This window comes from Agathobaculum faecis (assembly GCF_014287995.1).
GTDB lineage: Bacteria > Bacillota > Clostridia > Oscillospirales > Butyricicoccaceae > Agathobaculum > Agathobaculum ammoniilyticum.
Genome location: NZ_JACOPL010000024.1, coordinates 1 through 21,349 on the forward strand (window position 1 = coordinate 1; position 21,349 = coordinate 21,349).

General features: G+C 53.4%; 17 protein-coding genes. 8 read left to right on the plus strand and 9 right to left on the minus strand.

Annotation, left to right across the window (positions count from 1 at the left end):
* The 4 genes from H8S45_RS14650 to H8S45_RS14665 form a co-directional block, all read left to right on the plus strand.
* A partial coding sequence (locus H8S45_RS14650; RefSeq protein ID WP_207724513.1) for a hypothetical protein occupies positions 1-403 on the plus strand: 403 nt, incomplete at its 5' end.
* Positions 400-1,500, plus strand: a complete 1,101-nt coding sequence (locus H8S45_RS14655; protein WP_186950388.1) for a replication initiator protein A — start codon at positions 400-402, stop codon at positions 1,498-1,500. The genes H8S45_RS14650 and H8S45_RS14655, both read left to right, overlap by 4 nt.
* Positions 1,501-1,505: 5 nt before the next feature.
* Entirely contained in the window at positions 1,506-2,060 is a 555-nt protein-coding gene (locus H8S45_RS14660) for a DUF5697 family protein (RefSeq protein WP_186950390.1), read from the plus strand.
* A complete protein-coding gene (locus H8S45_RS14665) occupies positions 2,050-2,970 on the plus strand; it encodes a hypothetical protein (protein ID WP_054328499.1) in 921 nt (306 codons plus the stop codon). The genes H8S45_RS14660 and H8S45_RS14665 overlap by 11 nt, the downstream gene beginning before the upstream one ends.
* Before the next feature lie 142 nt (positions 2,971-3,112).
* Here H8S45_RS14665 and H8S45_RS14670 read toward each other — a convergent pair whose 3' ends face one another.
* Together H8S45_RS14670 and H8S45_RS14675 are read right to left on the minus strand one after the other, a co-directional pair.
* Positions 3,113-3,280, minus strand: coding sequence for a hypothetical protein (locus tag H8S45_RS14670; protein ID WP_153802407.1), 168 nt, complete (start codon positions 3,278-3,280; stop codon positions 3,113-3,115).
* Positions 3,281-3,463: 183 nt separating this feature from the next.
* The gene (locus tag H8S45_RS14675; protein ID WP_186950392.1) at positions 3,464-6,442 is read right to left on the minus strand and encodes an S-layer homology domain-containing protein; all 2,979 of its coding nucleotides are present in this window, start codon (positions 6,440-6,442) and stop codon (positions 3,464-3,466) included.
* Between the two features lie 452 nt (positions 6,443-6,894).
* Between H8S45_RS14675 and H8S45_RS14680 the strand changes: the two genes are divergently transcribed.
* Positions 6,895-7,704, plus strand: coding sequence for a LytTR family transcriptional regulator (locus H8S45_RS14680; RefSeq protein ID WP_186950394.1), 810 nt, complete (start codon positions 6,895-6,897; stop codon positions 7,702-7,704).
* Positions 7,705-8,400: 696 nt separating this feature from the next.
* On the opposite strand, the gene H8S45_RS16460 is transcribed toward H8S45_RS14680, so the two are convergent.
* Both H8S45_RS16460 and H8S45_RS16465 read right to left on the minus strand, forming a co-directional pair.
* A complete protein-coding gene (locus H8S45_RS16460) occupies positions 8,401-8,811 on the minus strand; it encodes a DDE-type integrase/transposase/recombinase (RefSeq protein ID WP_243182500.1) in 411 nt (136 codons plus the stop codon).
* 90 nt (positions 8,812-8,901) lie between these two features.
* Entirely contained in the window at positions 8,902-9,120 is a 219-nt protein-coding gene (locus H8S45_RS16465) for a helix-turn-helix domain-containing protein (RefSeq protein ID WP_243182498.1), read from the minus strand.
* Positions 9,121-9,318: 198 nt separating this feature from the next.
* On the opposite strand from H8S45_RS16465, the gene H8S45_RS14690 reads away from it, so the two are divergent.
* Positions 9,319-10,383: an FUSC family protein gene (locus tag H8S45_RS14690; RefSeq protein ID WP_147574627.1), complete on the plus strand. Its 1,065-nt coding sequence runs from the start codon at positions 9,319-9,321 to the stop codon at positions 10,381-10,383.
* Positions 10,384-10,673: 290 nt separating this feature from the next.
* On the opposite strand, the gene H8S45_RS14695 is transcribed toward H8S45_RS14690, so the two are convergent.
* From H8S45_RS14695 to tnpA, 5 genes are all read right to left on the minus strand, one after another.
* The gene (locus H8S45_RS14695) at positions 10,674-11,111 is read right to left on the minus strand and encodes a sporulation initiation factor Spo0A C-terminal domain-containing protein (RefSeq protein ID WP_330603217.1); all 438 of its coding nucleotides are present in this window, start codon (positions 11,109-11,111) and stop codon (positions 10,674-10,676) included.
* Positions 11,053-11,286, minus strand: coding sequence for a helix-turn-helix domain-containing protein (locus tag H8S45_RS14700; protein ID WP_054328537.1), 234 nt, complete (start codon positions 11,284-11,286; stop codon positions 11,053-11,055). The genes H8S45_RS14695 and H8S45_RS14700 overlap by 59 nt, the downstream gene beginning before the upstream one ends.
* A gap of 126 nt (positions 11,287-11,412) precedes the next feature.
* On the minus strand, positions 11,413-13,014 hold the full coding sequence (gene tnpC / locus H8S45_RS14705; RefSeq protein ID WP_243182499.1) for an IS66 family transposase: 1,602 nt from the start codon (positions 13,012-13,014) through the stop codon (positions 11,413-11,415).
* 80 nt (positions 13,015-13,094) lie between these two features.
* Complete coding sequence (gene tnpB, locus H8S45_RS14710; RefSeq protein WP_054328538.1) at positions 13,095-13,451, minus strand: IS66 family insertion sequence element accessory protein TnpB; 357 nt, start codon at positions 13,449-13,451, stop codon at positions 13,095-13,097.
* On the minus strand, positions 13,441-13,842 hold the full coding sequence (gene tnpA / locus H8S45_RS14715; protein ID WP_054328539.1) for an IS66 family insertion sequence element accessory protein TnpA: 402 nt from the start codon (positions 13,840-13,842) through the stop codon (positions 13,441-13,443). Before tnpA ends, tnpB begins: the two co-directional genes overlap by 11 nt.
* A 184-nt stretch (positions 13,843-14,026) precedes the next feature.
* Here tnpA and H8S45_RS14720 point away from each other — a divergent pair, with 184 nt between their 5' ends.
* Positions 14,027-14,869 (plus strand): tyrosine-type recombinase/integrase, encoded by an 843-nt coding sequence (locus H8S45_RS14720; protein ID WP_054328505.1) that lies wholly within the window; start codon positions 14,027-14,029, stop codon positions 14,867-14,869.
* Positions 14,870-15,300: 431 nt separating this feature from the next.
* On the plus strand, positions 15,301-21,349 hold a 6,049-nt coding region (locus H8S45_RS14725), incomplete at its 3' end, for a BspA family leucine-rich repeat surface protein (RefSeq protein WP_186950401.1).

Here is a 21,349-nt window from a genome sequence, read left to right on the forward strand (position 1 = left end):
CAGGTGCATCGTCCTGCTGCGCGGCCAGTACCCGATGCTGCTGTACAAGATAACGCCGCCGGAATTTACCGATTACGGCAAGCTGCGGCCGGCGTCCATCCATGACTACCCGCCGGACAGGCCGGACGGTGCGGATGGTACGGCAGATACCTCCCACCCCAAAACAGGCGATGGACCTAAAGCGGGATCGCCGGAAGCAGGATCGGCGGTGCCCCCTCCTGAACTGCCAGCGGAGCCGAAATCCCCCTATTCCGACCTACTGCAGCCGGACGATCCCGATCAGGAGGATGATATGCCCGATCATACGACATTTATCCCAACAGACGACCAGATCGACCAATACCAACAGGAACTGGATCGAAACAACGAATTAGACAACGAAAGCGAGGATGCTGCCTTATGAAAAAGAACATCGCTGCAGAAGACCGGCCGGACTTTACGCTGATGAAGCTGTCCGGCGCCATTTCCTATTTCCACATGCAGATGCCGCGGTGGCTGTTCTGCGACCCGCGTTACATGGATATGGGTTTGGAGAACAAAGTGGCCTACACGTTCCTGCTCAACCGCTACCAGTTGTCCCGCCGCAACGGCTGGGTGAACCGGCACGGCGAGGTGTACATCATCTACACGCGCGAGGATCTGGCACGGGAGCTGCAGGTTTCCTACCGCAAGGCGATAGCCTGCTTTAAGGAACTGGCGGACAGGCGCCTGGTCTGGGAGCAGCGGCAGGGCCGCGGTATGCCCAACCGTATCTTCCTGGCCGAGGTGGCGCTGGACGAAAAGGCGACCTACGGTTATGACTGCGCGCCGTTCTGCGCGGAGATAAGACCTGCAGAAATGGCAGTTCTGGAAGAGGATAACGAGACGCCTGATACAGCGGAACCGGCAGTTGAACAGCCAGACATGCCGGAAGGACAGTTGGATACGGACAAGAATACGTCTGAAAGACCGGCCGAAATTGCAGTTCTTGATATGCCGAATCCGCAGGTCTTGACCTGCCAAAACGGCAGTTCCAGAAGTGCGGAAACGGCAGTTTTAGACCTGCAAAAACCGCACACAAGTAAGAAGGAGAAGAGTAAGAAGGAGAAGAGTAAGAAGGAGTACAGGGATACTGATGATGAGCTTCCGACAGTCCCGCGCGCGGGCGCAGAGGACGGGCGCGGGGCCATAGCGGCGATCTTGCAGCGATGTGCGCTTTCCCGCTATGCGCCGGAGGAAGCGACGGTGTTCCGTGACGCGGTCTCGTGGCTGTACTACTGCGGTCGGCTGCAGCTTGGCGCCTGCACCTATCCGCGGGGCTATGTCCGCGACACGCTCCAGCGGCTGAACGCGGACGTGCTCGACGAAGCGCTGTACAGGCTGCGGCGGAACGAGAACGAGGCGCTCTCCAATACGCTGGTCTACACCGCCAAGGTCATTTTCAGTACGATCGTGGAGATGGGGAGCGAAGCCCTGCTTGATCCCGTGTTAAATCAGGTGCAACGGAGGATGGCGATATGAAGTCAATGTATTGCAGCGAGCCGCAAATCAGGCTGCTGGACGCCCTGGAACAGTTGGGCTGCATGAAGATGCGCCAGGCCAAAACATTTCTCCGGCTGTGCTTTGGTATGGAGGAGAAGGCTGCAAAGAGTATTGTTCGGCAGCTGCGGTATAAAGGGGATATCCATATTGATGAAAACACAGGCGATCTTGTGATACCTGGCAAGGAGTGTGACCGCAATATTATCCGTGCATTTGATATCGCTTTTTCGTTTGCCGAACAAGGGGATGCGCCTGAGATAATGACGCCTCCAAGGCCGTATCTGATGCTGGCATACTACGCCGTACGGGAATTACAGCTTTTGATCCTTTATGTCCCAGTAGGGATGGAATGGCGCTGCGGTACACAGTTGTCTGTAATGCGGAAAAAAGCGAAGATAAAGACCTTACAGGTGATGCTTCTGGCAGATGAAGGACAATTGGAACGGATCGGGACACATGTTCCGTGCGTAGCAGCATACACAGACAGCGCAGGCCGCCTGAAAATAAAAAGTTTGGAGGGAAAACGTCATGGGGATTGACCAGAGAATGCAGCAATGGCTGGAAAGCTCACGGCAAAAGTTTTTTGAATCGGATTATAAAGAACTGGATAAGGAACTGACTCCCGAAGGACGAACAGAATGGAACAGCATTTATGCTTCCTACCGGTCCGGAGCGCTGCTGCATGGAACCGTGATCGGCGTAGAGAAGATTGCGGCGCCTTCCATGGACAGCGCAGAGGGAGATGGCGACGGGCCGGATGAAATTACTTGCATTGTGGTTGTGCCGTACCGAGTAAAGATACTGATTCCGGAGCCGTTGATATGGTGGCCGGGCGAGGAAAGAGAGAGCTTCGTGTTCAACCATATGGGCGGGGCAAATGTGGATTTTGTGATTATAGCGGTAGACCGGCTGAATGAATTTGCCATCGCCTCACGGGTACGGGCAATGGATCGCAGGAGATGGCAAATGACAATGGTTGAGCGGCTGCAGGCCGGCGACATAACAAGCTGTGAGATCCTGAGTGTTGGGCCGGGCCTGCTGACAATGTCCTGTCATGGTTTTGACTATACGGTGACTCAATCCGGATTGTCTTATTCCTGCCTTGGAGATTTGCGGTCTGTTTACCGGCCGGGACAAAGGCTGAAAGCAAAAGTGATAGCGGTGGATGAGGGGAATTTGGAAATTTCGGTAAAGGACGCCGCGCCTGATCCGTATATTGGGGCGGAGTACCGTCATCCTGTGGGTTCGATCCGGCTTGCCACTATCATCAGCAAATATAAGGGCGGTGTGTTTGCGCGGCTGACGGATGGCTGCACGGTAGTTTGCCGTTATGCCAGGCAGTTTGAGGACAGCCAATTCCGTCCGGAGGATATTGTGAATGTGGAGATAACCTCGTACATGGAGGGCAGGAAATGGCTGCGGGGTAAAATAAAGGGGAAAATTGGGTAGCGATACGGAAAGAGCGGCGGTACCCCCTGTAAAGGCATCTTCCAAATGAAGGAACAGGCAGGTATTGCGGCTACAATACCTGCCTGTTTTTATGCCCCACACTTTCTTTATTCCTTTTTACCGGACTGCCGCGGCAGACGTCTTACTGATACTGTTCCCAGTTGGGATGGTCGGTCAGCTTTGTCCAATGCTCATGGATGTATTCCTTGCGGTCGAAGTCGCAGCCGTTGGTGGCCTCCTGCACAGCCAGACCCAGCTGGTTGTCCGGCCATACATGCATGCCGGACAGCAGATATCTGCCAAAAGCCATGATTTATTCCGTCAAGATTTCTCTTTCCGTTATTTTAAGACCTGTAGTTTGATTGATATAGATATTGTACCTGAACGTGAAGTCTTTATGCGGAAAGCAAAAAACGATTATCGTTCTTTCATTCTTAAAGCCAATTCCTTGACGTCAGATAACTTTACATTTGCAATGTTGCGAGTTCCAAGACTATTGCTCGCAGAACCGCATGAGCATGGCCGCAGCCTGCGCTCTTGTGGTCTGCCCCTGCGGGGTCAATGTGGTGTCGCTGGTGCCGCTGATGATGCCCTCGGCGTTGGCCCATTGGATGGCGGCAAGGGCGTAGCCGCTGATGCTGCCCGCGTCGGCATAGCCGGAGAGGTCGGCGGCTGCGGTCACATCATAGACCAGCTCCTGGGCAAACCGATAGAGTATAGCGGCGAACTGCTCCCGGGTGATGGGGTCATCAGGGCCAAACTTACCGTCGCCGTACCCCTCCGCGATGCCGTTCATCCTCGCCCAGTAGACTGCTGTTCCATAGTAGGCCGTGGCGTCCACGTCGGCAAAGGGATAGCCCCAAATCTCCCCCTCCATGCCGGGGGAACCCGCCATGCGCCACAGGATGGTCATGATCTGACCCCGGGTGGTGGTTCCGTTGGGGTTGAACGCGCCGCCGCCGATGCCGTTCATCAGGCCGTTTTCATAGACGTAACGCACTGCGTCACAATACCAGGCGCTTTCCGGTACGTCAGTAAAGGGCAGGGTTCCCAGCGGGATCTCACGGAAGATGACCTCCACCGTCGCCTTGCCGCCGGGCTGGGTAAAAGTCCAGGTACCATCGCCGTTGTCGGTCACGTCAACCGGCTTGCCGTCCTTGTCGGTGACGATCACAGCCTCCACCTCATAGCCGTCCTCCGGCCTGGGGGTAACGGTCACCTCGTCGCCCTTGTGGGGATTGCTGGGCTGGACGGACACATCTCCGTTTTCCGTGTTCTCCACATCGGGGCGGTAGGTGGGCCTGCTGGTACCCTCGCTGCCGCCTCCGCCACCACCGCCGCCGATGTATCGCCAATTTGCCGTTATGGTGGTACTTGCAGCAGGCATGGTAAAGGTGGTTGCCGCGCTGGAAGTGTCTGCAAATGTGCCGCCGTTTGAGGAAGTCCACCCGTCAAAGCGGTAATTGCTGCGGCTGCCTGCGTTGATCTCAACAACTGCGTTCTCGGCATACTCGCCGCTTGCGTCAACCCCGTTGCCACCGTTTAAGTTTACGGTCAAGCTGTAGGTGGCTGGTTGGGGTTCGACAACGGCAAAGGAGAGCGCAACTTGCGCGCTGACGTTTTCCGTGCCGGAAACAGTGAGCGTTTCCGCATAGTTCTCCACGTCAAGCCCAGTGATCGGCTGGACAGTGAATTGTGCCGTACCGTCGGGGGCAAGAGTGGCGGCGCTACCTGTAAAGCCTTTTCCCGCCGTAATGGTATAATTCGTGCTGGTCGGCAGACTAACGGTTGTGTTTTGGTTGCCCTCATTCTTGATTGTTACCGTCTGCGCGGCAGGTGCTTCTGTATAGCCTACCGTTTGACTGCCAAAGTCCAGCGTGGCCGGGGATGCGGAAATCTCATAGACCGGCGGGATATATTCGGGTATGGTGACTTTCTGTTTTTTGCTGACATTTCCCGCCTCGTCTTTCACGACAATGTAAATATCCTTTGCCCCATTTCCTGTAAGCTTGGTTAGGGAAATGGTGTTTTCTTCCGCTGTGCAGGCAGTCCCTGTTCCGGTGGTAGTGATCTCCGGCTCGCTTGCGCCACTTTCTACAATGGCATAGTAATATTCGCCCGCTTCGCTGCTGGTAAACTTCACCGTCGCGTCGGTTTCGCTGTCGCGGGTTGCGCTGCCCGATGTAAGCTTCGGGGCGGTGGTGTCAACAGCGGATTGCACATCAATCATTTTGCTGCCGTAGTCCGTCAGCCTGGTATCGTCGTTTTCCCCGCCGTTGTACTGCTCGTTGAATACATACAGTTTTGTATCATTGTCTAACGTTACACCCGCAGGGAGCGTAAGGTTTGTCGTTCCCTCTGCGCCATTGGTCATACCGTCCAGCTGCAAAATGCGCCCGTAGTAGGTAATCGCACCGTTGTCCTCGATAACAACGGAAATATATTCATTCGTCCCAGTCTGTGCGCCGGAGTAGGAAAAGTCAATCTTACTTTCTTCAATTTTTGCTTTGGAAATGGAAAAATCGCGGCTTCCATCTAAAAGCGTCAATTTCCACTCATTGCCGCCATAACCGTCAATTTCAAAAATCGCATCGGCGGCTTCGCCGCTTTGATTATCGCTGCTTTCAGCGGCGGGGATTTTGCCGCCTACGGCGGCAGATGTGAAGAGGACAGATGTCAGATCTAAATGAAAAGCGGGACGAACAGCGACAAAAGTATTGTTCACATAGCCGCCGTCCTCAGCCACACTGCCGTTCATGAGTACGTCGGCCGCACCGTAAATCTGGTCGCCGCCAGGCGACCGCAGCCACCAGAAACCGGCTCCGCCGACACCGCCGGATGCACCGCCGCCTGCGGCATAGGCGGTATTGGTCGCGACACGGCTGTCGTTATCGGCAAAATAGCTGCTGTTCTGTGCTTCTGCAATTGACAAAAGAAAAATTTTATCGGTAGTGTCGTTGCCGCCCTCTGTGTGATACTTCGAGTTATCATCATTGACAACCTCTGTTTCTGCGATAGCCCCTTGCTCTCCGTCAGAAAAAGCGGTGCTGATAAAATTATCGTCTGTATAGTCAATCCCGTCATTGCCGCCGGTATTGTGCGACGCATCGTACCCGTTGAGCCAGGAGCGCATGGTGCTGGTTTCCCATGTTACGCTCTCCTGTTTCGTATGATATTGAAATACGTCAAGATTTTGGTCGGAAAGCAGAAACAACTGTCCCTTGGCATTTTCCAGCACCCGCCACTTGATGGGATCGGTGTTATAGCCGTCGCTGTCATTGCTGCTTTGCTTATATCTACCAAAATATATATTGCTGTCCTGTCCGCCGCTGATATTCGCGGCAGTTCCGCTGTCCACAAGCTGGATCGCCTTGCCTGTGTCTGTTCCTGCCGCAAGTGCCGCTGTCGGCAAAAGCGCCGCGATCATGCAGGCGCACAGCAGCGCGGACAATAACCGTTTTCCTGTGTTCATATATGCTTCCTCCCTCTTGTCATGAAATCATCTGAAAATAGCGCAACATACAAAAAGGGCGCGCCACGCCCACGGAAAAACCGTGGACGCAACGCGCCCTTTTTGTTGACTTTTTCTTTATTTACACAGCAAAAAAGGACAGACTTATCCTGCCTGTCTGCCTGTCTGCCTGTCTGCCTGTCTGCCTGTCTGCCTGCCTGTCTGCCTGTCTGCCTGTCTGCCTGTCTGCCTGTCTGCCGTGAGTATATCGTATAGAATCATACTTGTCAACCTCTTTTTACAAAAAAACGCATAATCTCCCTATTTAACGATTATACCTAAGACAACAAAAGCAGTCAATAGAGCTTGCGCCAATGATGCGTCTGATGTTACGAATCACACATTTTTTCTTGCCCTTTTTCCCGCGCTTTGCTAAAATGGAAATCAAAGAAACGCGCAAAGGTGGTTTGTCAATGGCAGCTAAAAAAATCGATTTGGAAGAAATCGCGGCCCTTACAAAAGCATTGTTCCACGCCCACTATGCGGGGGACTTAGATAAATGGTTTTCCTACCTCTGCCCGGACAGCGTTTACCTCGGCACGGGAGAGCCACTATTATTTGGCGGCGACGCAATACGGGAGCATTTCAAAGGCTTTACAGGGAAAGCAGTCAACATCATAGAGGAAGAATATTTTCCGGTTTCCCTGGGAGACAGCGCGGCGCAGGTCTGTGGTCAAATCATCGTGGAAAGCTTGGAGGGATCTTTCCGCGTCATCAACCATTTCACCATCAGTTACCGGATCATAGGCGGGGAACTGAAAATGGTACACCAGCACAATTCCTACGAGTACATGCAGCCAAGTGAGAGTAAGGTGCTGAACCTGGACGTAAACACCACGCAGTTTGTCCGCAGTCTGCTGTTGGAGCGCCCCTCTGGACGGCGTATACCGATACGCAGCGGGACACAGACCATTTTCGTCAATTCAAACACCGTTCTGTATGTGCAAAGCCAGCGCAGGAAAACCGAGTTTGTCTGTATTGATCGGGTGATCTCCTGCAACAGTTCCATCGGGGAGATTGCAAAGGAATTGCCGGATTTGTTTTACCCTATTCACCGGGGGTATCTGGTCAATACGCTGTTCATCGTGGCGATCCGGCGCTTTGAGGTGGAGTTGATTTCTGGGCTTTGTATTCCCATCCCCTCTCTAACCTATATGAAGGTCAAGGAGGATCTGCTGCATAAAATCCCAAGCAGGGAGATTCCGAGCCACGATTCCCAATAACACAGGCCAGCAATGGATTGGAATATCCTTTTCGGATATTTCAAAACGCTGGTTGGGGGTCTCGCCTGTCGGCTCGGTCGGCGCTGCTGGATGTCTGCCGCATCCAGCGGTCGCCACCGGCGACCTGCGCCTCCAAATCCCAGCCTAGGCGCTGGCGCTTCTGGCGAACATGCCTTACGGCGTGGCAAAACCACAAGCGGAGCTTGTGGTTTTGCTCCCTTGGGTCGCTGGTTTTCCGCTACGTTTTGCACGGAAAACTGCGGCTGCCACCGCAAGAGGATTGACAAGGCCCGCCGCCTTGTCCTATTATCAAAGATACCAGCGGGCAACGGCGTGCGTCTTTCAAAACGTTGAAGTAAGGGAGTGCGCCGGCACGCATTGTCTTATGGAGCTTTCAGTAGGGGTTGCGCAGTGAAACCTCAAACCGGTGTAGGCCGTAAGGCTGAAAGAAAATGCCCGGTCCGTCTTGGTATCCAAGGCAGATTTATTCATGTGTAGGTTTGTCAAAGAAATTGGACAGTGAAATCTAAGGGAGAACGCCATCCCAATGGCCTCATGGGGAAGTTGTTGGAGCGGCGGTTGTGAATGGCGAGCTGCTTTGCAAAATCATCCAGGGAGTAAAAGCTGTGGCAGGAGTAAAACCATTTCTGGTCCTCCCTGTGGCTGCGCTCCACTTTGCCATTGTGACGTGGGGTATTAGGGACGAATGAGCTTGTGGCGGATGCCAAGTCGGGCCGCGGTACTCTCAAACAGGGTGGGCAGGTCTCGCTTGCTGCTGGAAAAATGGTTGGTGAACTCAAACCCGTTGTCCGTCTGGACGCACTCCACTCGTATTCCCCAGCGGGCATACCACTTGAGCAACTTTTTGCGGAAATCCGCCGAGGAATAGGTGGACTGCTCAGGGTATGCGGCCAGGAAGCGCAGGCGGGTGAACTCGTCAATGGCGGTGTACTGGTACAGGCGGAGTTCTGTGGCTGCGATACACTTTCGAGGAACTACGTTCACATCCACCTGGATTCGTCGGCCGGGATAGGTCGTCTGCTCATAGAGCTTGGGTTTGTATGTCTTTTTCTTCTCAGCCGCAGGAAACAAGCCCAACTTCCGCATCACTCGGAACAGGCTTTCCGGGCGGCGGGCATAGCCCCGCGGCCGTAGCCGGTGCCACAGTTCCACCATGCCAAGATCGGGGTGCGGCGGTCATTTTCGACTCCGCTTCTGTGTGCTGGTTGGGGTGATTGTGGGGCGTCTGGAGCGGTAGTCTAGGGACTGCACCGTCCCATCCCATCGGTTCTTCCAAAAGTAGATGTACGACCGACTCTTGTTGTACTTCCGGCTGGCACGGTTCACGCCGTACTTTTCTGCATATTTCATCAGGGATTGCCGGTATGCCAGGTCCTGTGTTATACTTTTGCTCATGAAGGATATGGCCCCCTCTCGTTGAGTTGTTGCCTGCAACTCCAACTTTAACCGATGAGGCCCTATCCTTCATCCTTTTTTATTCATCTGTCCAATATGTATTGTACCCATACAAACTCCTGCACTGATACAAAGACCACGTTCTTGATTTTCTTGTTAAATTATGATAAAATTATTTGTTAAGGAAGGGGAGAGCAGATGAACTTTTATCAGGCAATGCAATTAGATGTATCCGTATGTAAGGAAAAAATCAGAACTGCCGCAACTAAATCCGAAAAGCACAAATTTGTAGCGGCCTTAATTATAAAAGATGTACTTTGTGTTCTCTTTGCTATCGCCTTTATTTCTGTACTAAATTTTTTCTTTGGCAATGAGAACAGTTCTGCCGCCGTAGTGATCTTCTGTATTTTGCTGATGGTTCGTTTTGTTGACTTTGGATACCGTATCAAGGGGTCGATGATAAATTTTTTTGTTGTGTTTGTACTTCTAACATTTAGCCCCTGTATTGCCCAGTCTGTTAATCCGGTTATAGGATTTTGCATCAACTTTTTGAGCATTGGATTTATTGTAATTTCAGCCTGTCATGAACCGCTGTATGGAAGCGCCGGACTGTATTTGTTCGCCTATATGTTCTTATATGGTAATCCCGTGGAGGGGCGGCTTTTGGGACTCCGTACCCTGGAAATGTTGATAGGAGTTCTGATATGCGGAGCCGTTTTCTATATCAACCACAGAAAAAAACACTATGACAAAAGTTTTTTCCAAATTGTAAAAGATTTTTCACTGTCCACTTCTCTTGGAAGGTGGCAGTTTCAAGTGATTCTGGGACTGTCGTTGGGAATTCTTGTCGGTGAACTTCTTCAAGTGGATAGAGTCATGTGGGTAGGCTGTGCCTGCCTTACCGTACTTACGCAATACGGAGAGCGGCCCAACAAACGAGCATTCCAACGGTTGGGCGGCGTAGTAGCCGGAAGCTTACTGTTCGGGATTGTATACCAGCTCCTTCCTCCAGCGGCGCAGCCATCTTTAGGAATTTATTCCGGACTGCTTCTGGGGCTCTGTGCTGCATATCATTGGAAAACCCTTTTGAATTGCTTTGGGGCACTTTTAATGGCTACAAGTATTTTTGGATTAAAGTCGGCCATTATTCTCCGTATCGCCAATAATATAATTGGATGTTGTTTCGGGGTATTTTTCTATTATGCATATAACTTTGCAGTAAATCGCCTTATAAAAGATAGAACGAGTGGGAATATGTGCTGATTGGGACAGAGGCCGGAGGATTATCTTCCAGCCTCTGTTTACAATTTTCCCCATTAGAGTATAAATAAAAAACTTGCACAGTGGTTTGGGCTGCTCGTGGAAATGACTGTCCATAGACCGACGCTAAGAACTGCTCACAATGAGTGACAGCTCTTTCATTTACCTGCTGAGTTTTTTCCCGCAGATTGACACGTTTCATGTGTGCTGTTCGTAAGCGTAAAATAAGCCAAGAGAAAGGGCGCAGGTAAATTTGCAACCTGCGCCCTTTGAGATTGGACAGTAAATGGGATTTAGGATTTAGATGAAGAAAGATCCTGGAATTCAGCGGAGTAAACCGCATGGAAAAGAACCGCGAGGAATTCGGTAGAACATAGATGCCTGTCAAGAGGCCTTTGCGCAAGGGATTCCAGGAGTACGCGGTTGCGTATCCACGCAATCCTGGATACGGTTCGGATATTACGTTCCACTGCCTTCCAGTTCGTCCCATATCTCCTGGCAACATCAGGATAAAGCCATTTTCTTACCAACAGAAGCCTGTCTTGCCGTTCCATACACAGAGACACTGCGTAGGTAGTATGAAGAAACCCCTTATAATTCGCGGTTACTCCAAGGCTGTACAACAGATCACAAGTCGCATTTAGGTAGGGCAAGGTTTCATCTCCTTTTGCTTTATACAAGTTCATCCCCTTCTTCTGGCTGGATCCGCATAAATGTTTCCATCGGGACATCCAAAGCCACGGCTACTTTACAGAGAAGACATGCGGATGGGTTTGTCTTCTCACCGGTCTCCAAGGCTCGTACATGGCGAATAGAAGTGCCCATTTTTACGGCCAGCATCGCTTGTGTCTTGCCTCGGTCTTTGCGTACTTCGCGCAGTTTTGCTCCATCAAAGCTTGCTTCCATTTTCCTCACCTCCCTTCATGCAAAGCATAAGGGATGGAAGGGATTACCTGTGAGGCTCTGTAGTTCCCCTTTGGTGGAAAATGTCGAAAAAAATGGACCGGCCTTTCGGTCAGTCCATTAAAAAACCTATATTGTAGAGTCCTCCTGGCCCCTGCGATATTGCACCGGAACAAGATCCGGCGTCAGTTTTGTGGCCCACTCTCTGTCAGCCACGGCCATAGATGGCGCCCTGGACAGCACATAGACCAGATACCGGTATGGGTCAAGGTCGTTTTCCTTGGCCGTTTCAATCAGGCTGTAAACAATGGCGCTGCTCTGGGCCCCGCCTTCCGTATTTGCAAACAGCCAGTTCTTCCGCCCCATCACAAAGGGTTTCATACTCCGTTCTGCCCGGTTGTTGCTTATTTCCAGCCGCCCGTCCTCCAAAAAGCATTTTAGATATGGCCACTGCTCCCGCAGATAATACAGCGCCTTTCCCAAAGAGGACTTGGGCGGGGCGGTTTTTGTTTCCGCCCATGCCAACAAAGCGTCCATCACCGGTTTGGACCGGATCAGACGCTGTTTGTACCGTTCTTCCGGCGGCAGATCCGCCAGTTCCTTTTCAATGGCGAAGAGAACATTGCAGTATTGCAGTCCCTCCAACGCCGCGCAGCCAGTCTGCTGCTCTTTTGGCAAGGCGTTCACCGCTTCGTCAAACTTTCGCCGCAGATGCGCCCAGCAGCCAACCACCCGGATGTTCTCCGGCAATCGGTGGTAGCCGGAATAACCATCAGCATGGAGCCAGCCCGTAAAGCCCTTGAGGAACGCCTCGGCATTCTCCGCCTTTCGGCTCTGCTGGTACTCATACAGGACAATGGGGTGCCCGGCGTCTCCACCGGTCCGGTACAGCCACATATAGCACTTGCTCCTGGCCGTCCGCCCTTCCAGTTTCAGCACCTGCAGAGTCGTCTCATCCGCGTGGAGGACCTCTCGCTGAAGCAACTGTTGGTGCATCTGGTCATAGATGGGCCGCAGCCAATCCTCCGCCACCCGCAACACCCAGTTGCTCATCGTCTGCCGGGAGAGCATCACCCCAGCCCGATTCCATTCCTGTTCCTGCCGGTACAGCGGAGCGTACATCACAAACTTTTGGACCATGATATGAGCCACAGCCTCTGGGGAGGCGTAGCTGCCTGAGATCAGGGGAGGCTCTTTTTCGGCTTTCAGGACAGGTGTTTCCGTCCCCGTCTGCTTGCAGTTCTGGCAGGCGTATGTAAAATAAACATCTTCCCGGATCTTCACCTGGGCGGGGATCATCACCAGAGTACGGCGAACCTCACTCCCAATCTCCGTCATGAGTGTACCGCATTCAGGACAGTTACGCTCAGACTCCGGGACACGGTGTTCTACCACCTCAACAGGAACATTGTCCGGCAGTACCTCCTCCACACGGGAAGACCGCTTCTGCCGGGTGTGGGCAACAACCTTGCTCTCCGTTACGGAAGTCCTTTTAGCAGACAGCCACGCTTCCGTTTCATCAAACATCAGGCTCAACTGGCCTGCCAGTTCTTCCTTCGTCTGCTCGGACGATGCCCCATAGACTTTCTTTTTGGCAAGACGCATCTGCTCCATCAGCCAGTCCAGCTTCTGGTTCAGCTCGTCTCTTTCCGCCTTCAGAAACTCATATTCCGCACGGGAAATGGTCACCATTTCCGTGTTGCTTGTGATAATATTCACTTCATTTTTCATATTCTCATTATAACACAAAACCCCTTAAAACACCAGCATTTCAAGGGATTTCGAGGAAAATAGCATCCGATTTTTCAACGCTATATCATACTCAGGCCAGTCACCGCTTTGTGCGCTTTGGGCTGTTCGATCTTTAACCCTTCCATAAGCCAGCGGTACTGCTGGCCTGTCAACTGGCGCGCCTCATCTCCGTTCCGCGGCCACTGGAAGGCGCCTGCTTCTAACCGCTTATATACCAGAACAAATCCATCCCCCTCCCAATACAGCCCCTTGATCCGATCCCGCCGGTAACCGCAGAACAGGAACAGCGTATTGCTGAACGGGTCCAGATGGAACTGCCGCTGTACCAATGTCGCCAGGCCGTCGATCCCTTTCCGCAGATCTGTGTACCCACAGGCTATATACACTTTTTCCGCGCCGCGAAAATCATTCAGCATGGCACACCGATCGGCAGATCGCCTCTATCACCGGCAGCTCCACTCCCGCATAAATCTCAACTTCTATCCCTCGCCCCTTTACCACCACTGTTACTGCCGACTGTTTCCCCTCTGGAGCAGTCTGAAGAAACTCCCTGTTCCACATCCCTTCCTTCCTCACTCTCAGCTCTACAAATTCAGCCGCCTTTTTTTCTGCCGGTACTCTTTCCACCTTTTTTATCCCGTGGCCACTTCGCTGCAATACTCTTTTCTCCCATCGGTAATACGTCTTTGTGCTGATGTCCCGTTCATCGCACCATCCCGTTACTGTTTGCCCGCTGCTCCGGCATTCCTGTACGAGCTCCGTCCATTGGGCCACTTGCTGCTCCCGATGTCTTTCCCGAATTGTCATTTTTCCCAGCTCCTCTGCTTCCTTTGACTTCCCTTAATGCTATCCACTGCAACTTTTATCCTTATTTTCTCACACTCTACCTCTACCAACAATCCGTTGCTTTATTTGACGCTTACCCGCTGTGCGGCGTAGCGCCGGTCCGCTACAATAACGGTATAACCGTTACGGACAGGAGGACGCCAATATGCCGCAATACACAATCGACGAGGAACAGCTCACAAGTTATGCCGCCCATTTGCAGGAGCAGGAACGCGCCCCGCAGACCATACAGAAATATATCCACGACCTGAACGCCCTGCAAAGGTATCTGGCCGGAAAGCCGCTCACCAAGGCGGCGCTGATCGGATGGAAGGAGCACATCACCAGTATCTATGCCATTGCCACGGTAAATTCCATGCTGGCGGCGGTCAATTCCTTTCTCGCTTACATGGGCTGGCCGGACTGCCATATCAAGGCGCTGCGGCTCCAGCGGCAGGTGTTCCGCGATCCGGCAAAGGAGCTGACGCGGGAGGAATACACACGTCTGGTCTGTGCGGCCGAGACGGCGGGCCGGACGCGGCTGGCCCTGCTTCTGGAAACCATCTGCGCCACCGGCATCCGGGTAAGCGAAGTAAAATACATCACAGTGGAGGCGGTGAAAGCGGGCAGGGCGGAAATCTCCCTCAAGGGCAAGGTGCGGGTAATTCTGCTTCCGGCCAAGCTGTGCCGCAAGCTGCAAAAGTATGCGAAAAAGCAAAAGACCGCTTCCGGCGCGGTGTTCCGCACCAGAAGCGGCCGTGAGCTGTCCAGAAAGCAGATATGGGCGGAAATGAAGTCCATCTGCAAAAAGGCCGGCGTGGCGGCCTCCAAGGTGTTCCCCCACAATCTCAGGCACCTTTTTGCGCGCTGCTTTTACCGGGCCAGCCGGGATATTATCAAGCTGGCCGACGTGCTGGGACACTCCAGCGTCGAGACGACCCGTATCTATCTTCTCTCTACTGGCACAGAGCATCAACGGCACCTGGAACGCCTGCGCCTGATACGGTAAGGGACAAAAACATTCTTTTGTTTCGCGGCCCGTCCAAAAGCATACCGGCGGGTAGTAAGACAAATATATAATACCATATTGGTAATATTTATATCAAGAAAATCCGTCAAATTTAGACATGGCAAACAGGCCGAAAAAATGCACAAATTTTTTCGGCCTCATTTTCATGCTTTCCCGCCGCCTGTTTTTCAAGACTGCCCTGTTAATTGCGGCCTGCAATCTGAATAGCTGTGCGCAACAGCAACAAAAGAATGTTTTTGTCTATTTGACGCCTCCACAAGCAAGGGGGCAAAAGAATGTTTTTGTCCTGACACAGAACTTGAAAGAGGGAGGGGTGGAATACGATTCACCGGCCCGGGACGTATCCGGCAAGGGGAGCTTTTTTGAGCAGTAGGAACAAATAGAAAAATGAAGGGAGCGCAGCAAATGAAATGAAACAGGTAAACTTACGAAAGCGGGCGCTGTCATTCCTGCTCAGTGCAGCGATGCTTGTGGGCTTACTGCCTACCTACGCGCTGGCGGCGGACCCGCAGCCGGTGCCAACAGCGCAGCCGCAGACGGAAACCGCCACGGTTGAGGTGACGTACCCTGACGTGAACCGTACCAGCGCGGAGATCCGCTATCACAAGAAGGGGATTTCGGCCGATCCGGTCAATCTGATTTTTCTTGTGGATGTGGCCGTTACCGGACGGGAATCCCATGAAGAATTTGAACGCATGATGCGGGATAACGGCCTGAACTACATCTATGATTACGGCGTAAACTCCGACACGCGGCTGATCACCTACCAGAACACGGTGGTAGACAGCGGCGTTATAGGGAGCAAAAACGACCTGCTTGACACCATAGATAAGCATGGCACGCCCGGACAGGGGGTAGCCAATGAGCCGGCGGCGCTGAAAAAGGCCATGGAAGCGGTAGAGGCAATGGACGACGGGAATCCAACCGTGGTCTTTTGGGTGCTGGGGGACCGCTTCGGCTGGAAAAACGAAAGCGAGATTGAGGAACAGCTAAAAGCCCTGTCTGGCAAGCTGGGAGAGGGCGACGCGCTCATTACATGGCAGCTCGCGGACAAGCCGAATGAGATGCTGGCGAAATACGCCACCCACCACGGCGAGGCCCATACCCCCGGCGCTGACATTGTGGCGGCACACGCTTCCCCTGACACAACCATTTTCAGGGATGAAATGCGGGCCGATCTGGAACAGGTGGTGCATGACCACTATCACGATATTGATTTTACCCTGCATCTGGACGGGAATCAGTCCGTGGTAAAGGCAATTAAAAACCGCTACTATGAATCGGACAGCGCCTATATTGACATGACCGCTGCCCCCACGGCGGACGGCAACGGCATCGACGTGCATCTGGAGCATGTATGCCGACAGGCGGACATTGATTTTGTGCTGGAAGTGGAACTCAATCCAGAGGTCTATACACAGGAAAAAGTGATTCAGGGCGGCAGCATCACCGCTCCGGCCGACCACTCCAACGGCGGCCTGCACACCGGCATATTTGACGACGGCACACTCTACGGCATGACGCTGACCTTGCCGGAGGTGGTCATTGACCGCCGCCAGAGTAAAATGACCTTCCAGACAGGCGGCGCGGAGGGAAGCGCGCCGGAAGCCATCCAGCAGCTTGTGGGAACGACCGTTACCATCCCCGGCGGCGAGGGGCTGGTGAACTCCGGCAGCAGCTTCGGCGGCTGGAACGTGGTAAGCGGCCCGAACAAAGGGACGCACTACAACACCGGACAGATTATCCCGATGCCCTCCAGCGATATGGTATTGGAACCCGCATGGGGCCATGTGGAGGTGGAACTGGAGCTGGGCAATGTAGATATTGCCGACCCGCCCGGAAACCAGATAGCGGATGATGCGAAGTTTAACCTTGGTGTGAGAGCGGATAACGGCGATATGATTAGCAGTAGTGATATTATAAGCCTCAGCGTCATAGACCAAGCGGTAACGTATGCCAAGGTAGAGGATGATAATGACCGGCATCGCGTCAAGCTGACCAATGTTCCAAACGCCGTCTACGCACGGCATGTCGGACAAACGGAGAACGACAAAGTAGTACTCTATCTGGTGCCACATCAAGCCCAGGGCGGAAAATACGAAGCGTATATCGCCGGACCAGATGGGGTAAAAGCACCCGAGGATATGACTGAGTTTATTCCTTATGATGATATTGAAACAGCGGATCTTCGCGCCTTGGATACATCCCAGGTTAGAATAATGGACAGAGTGTTTTACGATAAGAATTATTTACGGACGATAGATATAAGCGGATGGGATACCTCTCAGGTAACAAGTATGTCCTATACCTTTGCTGTTGACGGTGAATCGCCAGATAGGTCATCTCTTGAAGAGATTATCGGTATCGAATCCCTTGATGTCAGCAAGGTTGTTGATATGTCGGGTATGTTTTGTGGTATCGGTTACAATTATAATTCCAGTGGCCCAATATGCACCTTAAAAAGCCTTGATTTAAGCGAGTGGGATACCTCCAGTGCCGAGAATATGTCCTGCATGTTTAAGTGTATTGGCTTTTCAGGTTTTCTTAACCTGAGCAGCTTTGATACCTCCAACGTCACAAATATGAGCGGGATGTTCTATGACAAAGCAAACAATAGCTTTACGAGCCTTGATCTTGGGGATAACTTTGATACCTCCAACGTCACAGATATGAGCGAGATGTTCTTCCGCTGCGGTAAACTAACGAACCTTGACCTAGGAGATAAATTTGACACCTCCAACGTCACAAATATGAACGATATGTTTAGGGATTGCTATGGCTTGACGCACCTTGACGTAAGCAATTTTGACACCAGCGGTGTCACGGGTATGGGCAGAATGTTCTACGGGTGCAAGAGTCTGACAAGCCTTGACTTGGGAGACAAGTTTGATACCACCAGCGTCACGAATATGGACTATATGTTCTACGATTGTGAGAGTCTGACAAGCCTTGACTTGGGAGACAAGTTTGATACCACCAGCGTCACGAATATGGGCAGTATGTTCTCCAGTTGCCGTGGCTTGACGAGCCTCGACGTGAGCAATTTGGACACCTCCAGCGCCACATATATGGGGTCTATGTTCTACAACTGCCCCAATCTGACGAGCCTTGACCTGAGCAAGTTTAATACTTCCAGCGTCACGGATATGGGTCGTATGTTCGAGGGCTGTTCCAGCCTGACGAGCCTCGACGTGAGCAGTTTTGATACCTCCAAAGTCACATATATGGGCTATATGTTCAACAACTGCCCCAGCCTGACGAACCTCGACCTGAGCAGCTTTGATACCTCCAAAGTCACGAATATGAATCGGATGTTTCAGTACTGTACTGGCCTGACGAGCCTTAACTTAGGAAATGATTTTTATGTCTCTAACGTCACGGATATGGAAAGGATGTTCTGGGACTGCAAAGCCCTGAAAAGTATCACTGGCAGTATCAAACTGGGCGGGAACAATGCGGTACAGAATATGTCGGGTATGTTCTACAACTGTGCCCAATTGGAGAATATTCCCTTTGAAACACCAGAAAGCGGTGCTAAGTTTGACAGCCTCTCCAGCATGCAAGAGATGTTCTACGGTTGCACCTCGCTGAAATCCGTAGACCTGAGCAACTGGATTCTGCCCAACCTGACAGTTCTTACCAGCATGTTCAATGGTTGTGAGGCACTGGAAAGTGTAAACCTGTCATGGAAAAGGATGCGCGCCCAGGCAGAGGACCTTAGCCTTCACAACATGTTTGACGATGTTCCTGACAGCGCGACACTGGAAATCGGCAGCGACGCTGAATCAAAAGCCGCTATGGAAGCCATCGCGGCAAAGTTCCCCGGCAGCGTGACGGTGGACGGTGCGCCATGGGGCGGCGCGGATGTAATCAGCGACCTGCCCCAGCCGGAGCTTTCCCCGGTGGAAGAGCCTGCCCTGCCCACTGAACCGGAGCAGCCTGTGGAGATGCCGGAGCAGCCGGATAACCAGCCGGAACAGCCTGCGGAAACCCCAGAGCAGCCCACAGACGAACCCGGCACGGATACGGAAGCACCGGAAGCCCCCGAAGAAACGCCCGGCGAAAGCGAACCCCAGCCGGAGCCTGTACCGGAAGTACCCGATACACCGGAGAAACCGCCTGTTGAGGAACCGGAAGTAACCGAACCTCCGGCAGAGAAACCGACCCCTGATGAAGAACCGGCAGACGAACCCGCAGCCCCTGTTGAGGACATGCCCCCGGCAGAGGCTGCCCCTGTACCGCTGGCCGCTATGGCAAATGTCCGCAGCGTGGGCGTGTCCCCGCTTTCAACCTCGCTGAACAGCCAGAACGGCGATGCGGCAGTACAGGCCGCTGGGGATTCCTCTATCATCGTCCACGATGAAGCAACCCCGGCGGGCAGCAGCTTCACTTACCGCGTGCGGGTGAAATACGCGGGCAGTACGGGCGCGCAGAGCGGCCGCATAGAACTGGCTTTCCCCTTACCCGAAAAGGTGGCGCAATCCATAACCGAAACAGATATTGAAGTCAGCGATATTGAGTACAGCGACGGCTCCTCCGGCGGCTTCAAGGGCGGGCAGATTGTAAAGCAGCCCTACCTGGACGAATCTGATCCGAGCAGTCCCGTCCTGCGCGGCACCTTTGAGGGCCTTTATACCGGCAACGAAATCGAGATCACCATTACCTGTACCAACCAGAGCAAGGATGCAGGGAGCGACGGATACACCTACTGGGACGCTATCGCCTATGCGCAGGACAGCGCCGGTTCGGCCGTCTCCAACGTGTACCGCCTGTGGGATAAGGAGGACGGTACAAAGCCGGAGCCTTCTAACCAGCATACCCTGACCTATGCCTTTGCCGGTGAGGTGCCGCCCGACGCGGTACTGCCCCATGGCGGTGTATACACTTCGGGTAACACGGTGAGCATCGCGGCCAAGCCCACCACCAGCTATGACTATTATGAGTTCAGCGGCTGGGTACGCTCGGATACGCAGGCCACCGTCACCCCCGGCGAAACGGGCTTCTCCATGCCGGACAACGACCTGACCCTGACCGGCACATGGAAAATCAAAGAGGAAAGCGCGCCCAAAATCACGGTGACATACCAGTACACCAGCGAGAATGATGCGCAGCATGTACCCAACGGCGCGCCTGAATTGCCGGGCGAGATTGTCTCGGGCGACGGCGAGCAGCACGTCCATGCGCAGGAAATCATGGTGGGCGATAACCATGCCATCATTTCCATTCTGGAGCACGCGGACAACCACATCTTTGGCGGCTGGGTGCCCACCCTGACCATCGGCGGACAGGAAGTGACGTTGAGCGGCCCTGACCGTGACGGAGTTTATACCGGCACGCACAACGAAAAGACCTACACCATCAACACCACCGGCCTGCTTCACACCGAGCAGTTCCGTGACGCAACTGACGTAACAGTGGCGTTCAAGGGCGCATGGCGGCCCTATACCGGCACCATCCAGTTCGACGCCAACGGCGGCGAGGGTACGATGCAGCCCATGAAGAATGTGACATGGGATACCAAAACCCAATACCTGACGCAGAACCAGTTTACTTATCCCGTGGCAGGCTACACCTTTACCGGCTGGGCGACTGCCCCCTCCGGCAAGGTGGTCAAGGAGGACAAGGCCCTTGCGGACGGCCTGATTGACAAGGACGGCAAGACCGTGACCCTGTATGCCGTCTGGAAGCAGACCTCCTTTGAGGTCGGCTATGCCCTCTCCCATGTGACCAGCTCCAGTGCGGAGAAAACGGTTGCACGGGGCGGCACCTATGAAACCACCCTGACGCCGGAAAGCGGCTACGAAATGAAATCCGTGAGCATCCAGATGGGCGGCATGGAGCTGGCCTCCAATCCCTCCATCTATAATCCGGCCACGGGCAAGGTGAACATTACCGACGTGAGCGGCGATATTATCATCCGCGCCACAGCGGAGGCCAAGACCGAGCCGCCCACGCCTGTAAAGCACACCATCACCGTGAGCGTAACGGGCGGCACGGCCAGCCCCAGCGGCGCGGTGCAGGTGGAGGACGGCAAGGACCAGACGATCACCTTTACCCCCAACAGCGGCTATGAGCTGAAAAGCGTGACCGTGGACAATGCCCCGGCCAGCCTGACCGGAAACAGCTACACCTTTACCAATGTAACCGCCGACCACTCGATTGCGGTTGTCTATGAAAAGGATAACAGTGGCGGCGGTTCCGGCGGGGGCGGCGGTGGAGGTGGTTCCACCACCACTGACAAGTACCCCGTCCATGTGGAAACCGACGGCAGCGGCACAGCGGACTCCAACAAGGACAAGGCCGCGTCCGGTGAGACGGTCACGATCACCACGGAGGGCGTGGTGGAGAGCATCACCGCAACAGCCGACAAGACCGGAAAGGAAATCGCGCTGACCGACAAGGGCAACGGCAAATACACCTTCAAAATGCCCAGCTCGGCGGTCACGGTCAAGGTGCAGT

Excerpts from the sequence above, each read along its gene's own strand:
- H8S45_RS14655 (WP_186950388.1), top strand. The coding sequence starts at position 400 with ATGAAAAAGAACATCGCTGCAGAAGACCGGCCGGACTTTACGCTGATG.
- H8S45_RS14660 (WP_186950390.1), top strand. The coding sequence starts at position 1,506 with ATGTATTGCAGCGAGCCGCAAATCAGGCTGCTGGACGCCCTGGAACAG.
- H8S45_RS14665 (WP_054328499.1), top strand. The coding sequence starts at position 2,050 with ATGGGGATTGACCAGAGAATGCAGCAATGGCTGGAAAGCTCACGGCAA.
- H8S45_RS14670 (WP_153802407.1), bottom strand. The coding sequence starts at position 3,280 with ATGGCTTTTGGCAGATATCTGCTGTCCGGCATGCATGTATGGCCGGAC.
- H8S45_RS14675 (WP_186950392.1), bottom strand. The coding sequence starts at position 6,442 with ATGAACACAGGAAAACGGTTATTGTCCGCGCTGCTGTGCGCCTGCATG.
- H8S45_RS14680 (WP_186950394.1), top strand. The coding sequence starts at position 6,895 with ATGGCAGCTAAAAAAATCGATTTGGAAGAAATCGCGGCCCTTACAAAA.
- H8S45_RS16460 (WP_243182500.1), bottom strand. The coding sequence starts at position 8,811 with ATGCGGAAGTTGGGCTTGTTTCCTGCGGCTGAGAAGAAAAAGACATAC.
- H8S45_RS16465 (WP_243182498.1), bottom strand. The coding sequence starts at position 9,120 with ATGAGCAAAAGTATAACACAGGACCTGGCATACCGGCAATCCCTGATG.
- H8S45_RS14690 (WP_147574627.1), top strand. The coding sequence starts at position 9,319 with ATGAACTTTTATCAGGCAATGCAATTAGATGTATCCGTATGTAAGGAA.
- H8S45_RS14695 (WP_330603217.1), bottom strand. The coding sequence starts at position 11,111 with ATGTCCCGATGGAAACATTTATGCGGATCCAGCCAGAAGAAGGGGATG.
- H8S45_RS14700 (WP_054328537.1), bottom strand. The coding sequence starts at position 11,286 with ATGGAAGCAAGCTTTGATGGAGCAAAACTGCGCGAAGTACGCAAAGAC.
- tnpC (WP_243182499.1), bottom strand. The coding sequence starts at position 13,014 with ATGAAAAATGAAGTGAATATTATCACAAGCAACACGGAAATGGTGACC.
- tnpB (WP_054328538.1), bottom strand. The coding sequence starts at position 13,451 with ATGCTGAATGATTTTCGCGGCGCGGAAAAAGTGTATATAGCCTGTGGG.
- tnpA (WP_054328539.1), bottom strand. The coding sequence starts at position 13,842 with ATGACAATTCGGGAAAGACATCGGGAGCAGCAAGTGGCCCAATGGACG.
- H8S45_RS14720 (WP_054328505.1), top strand. The coding sequence starts at position 14,027 with ATGCCGCAATACACAATCGACGAGGAACAGCTCACAAGTTATGCCGCC.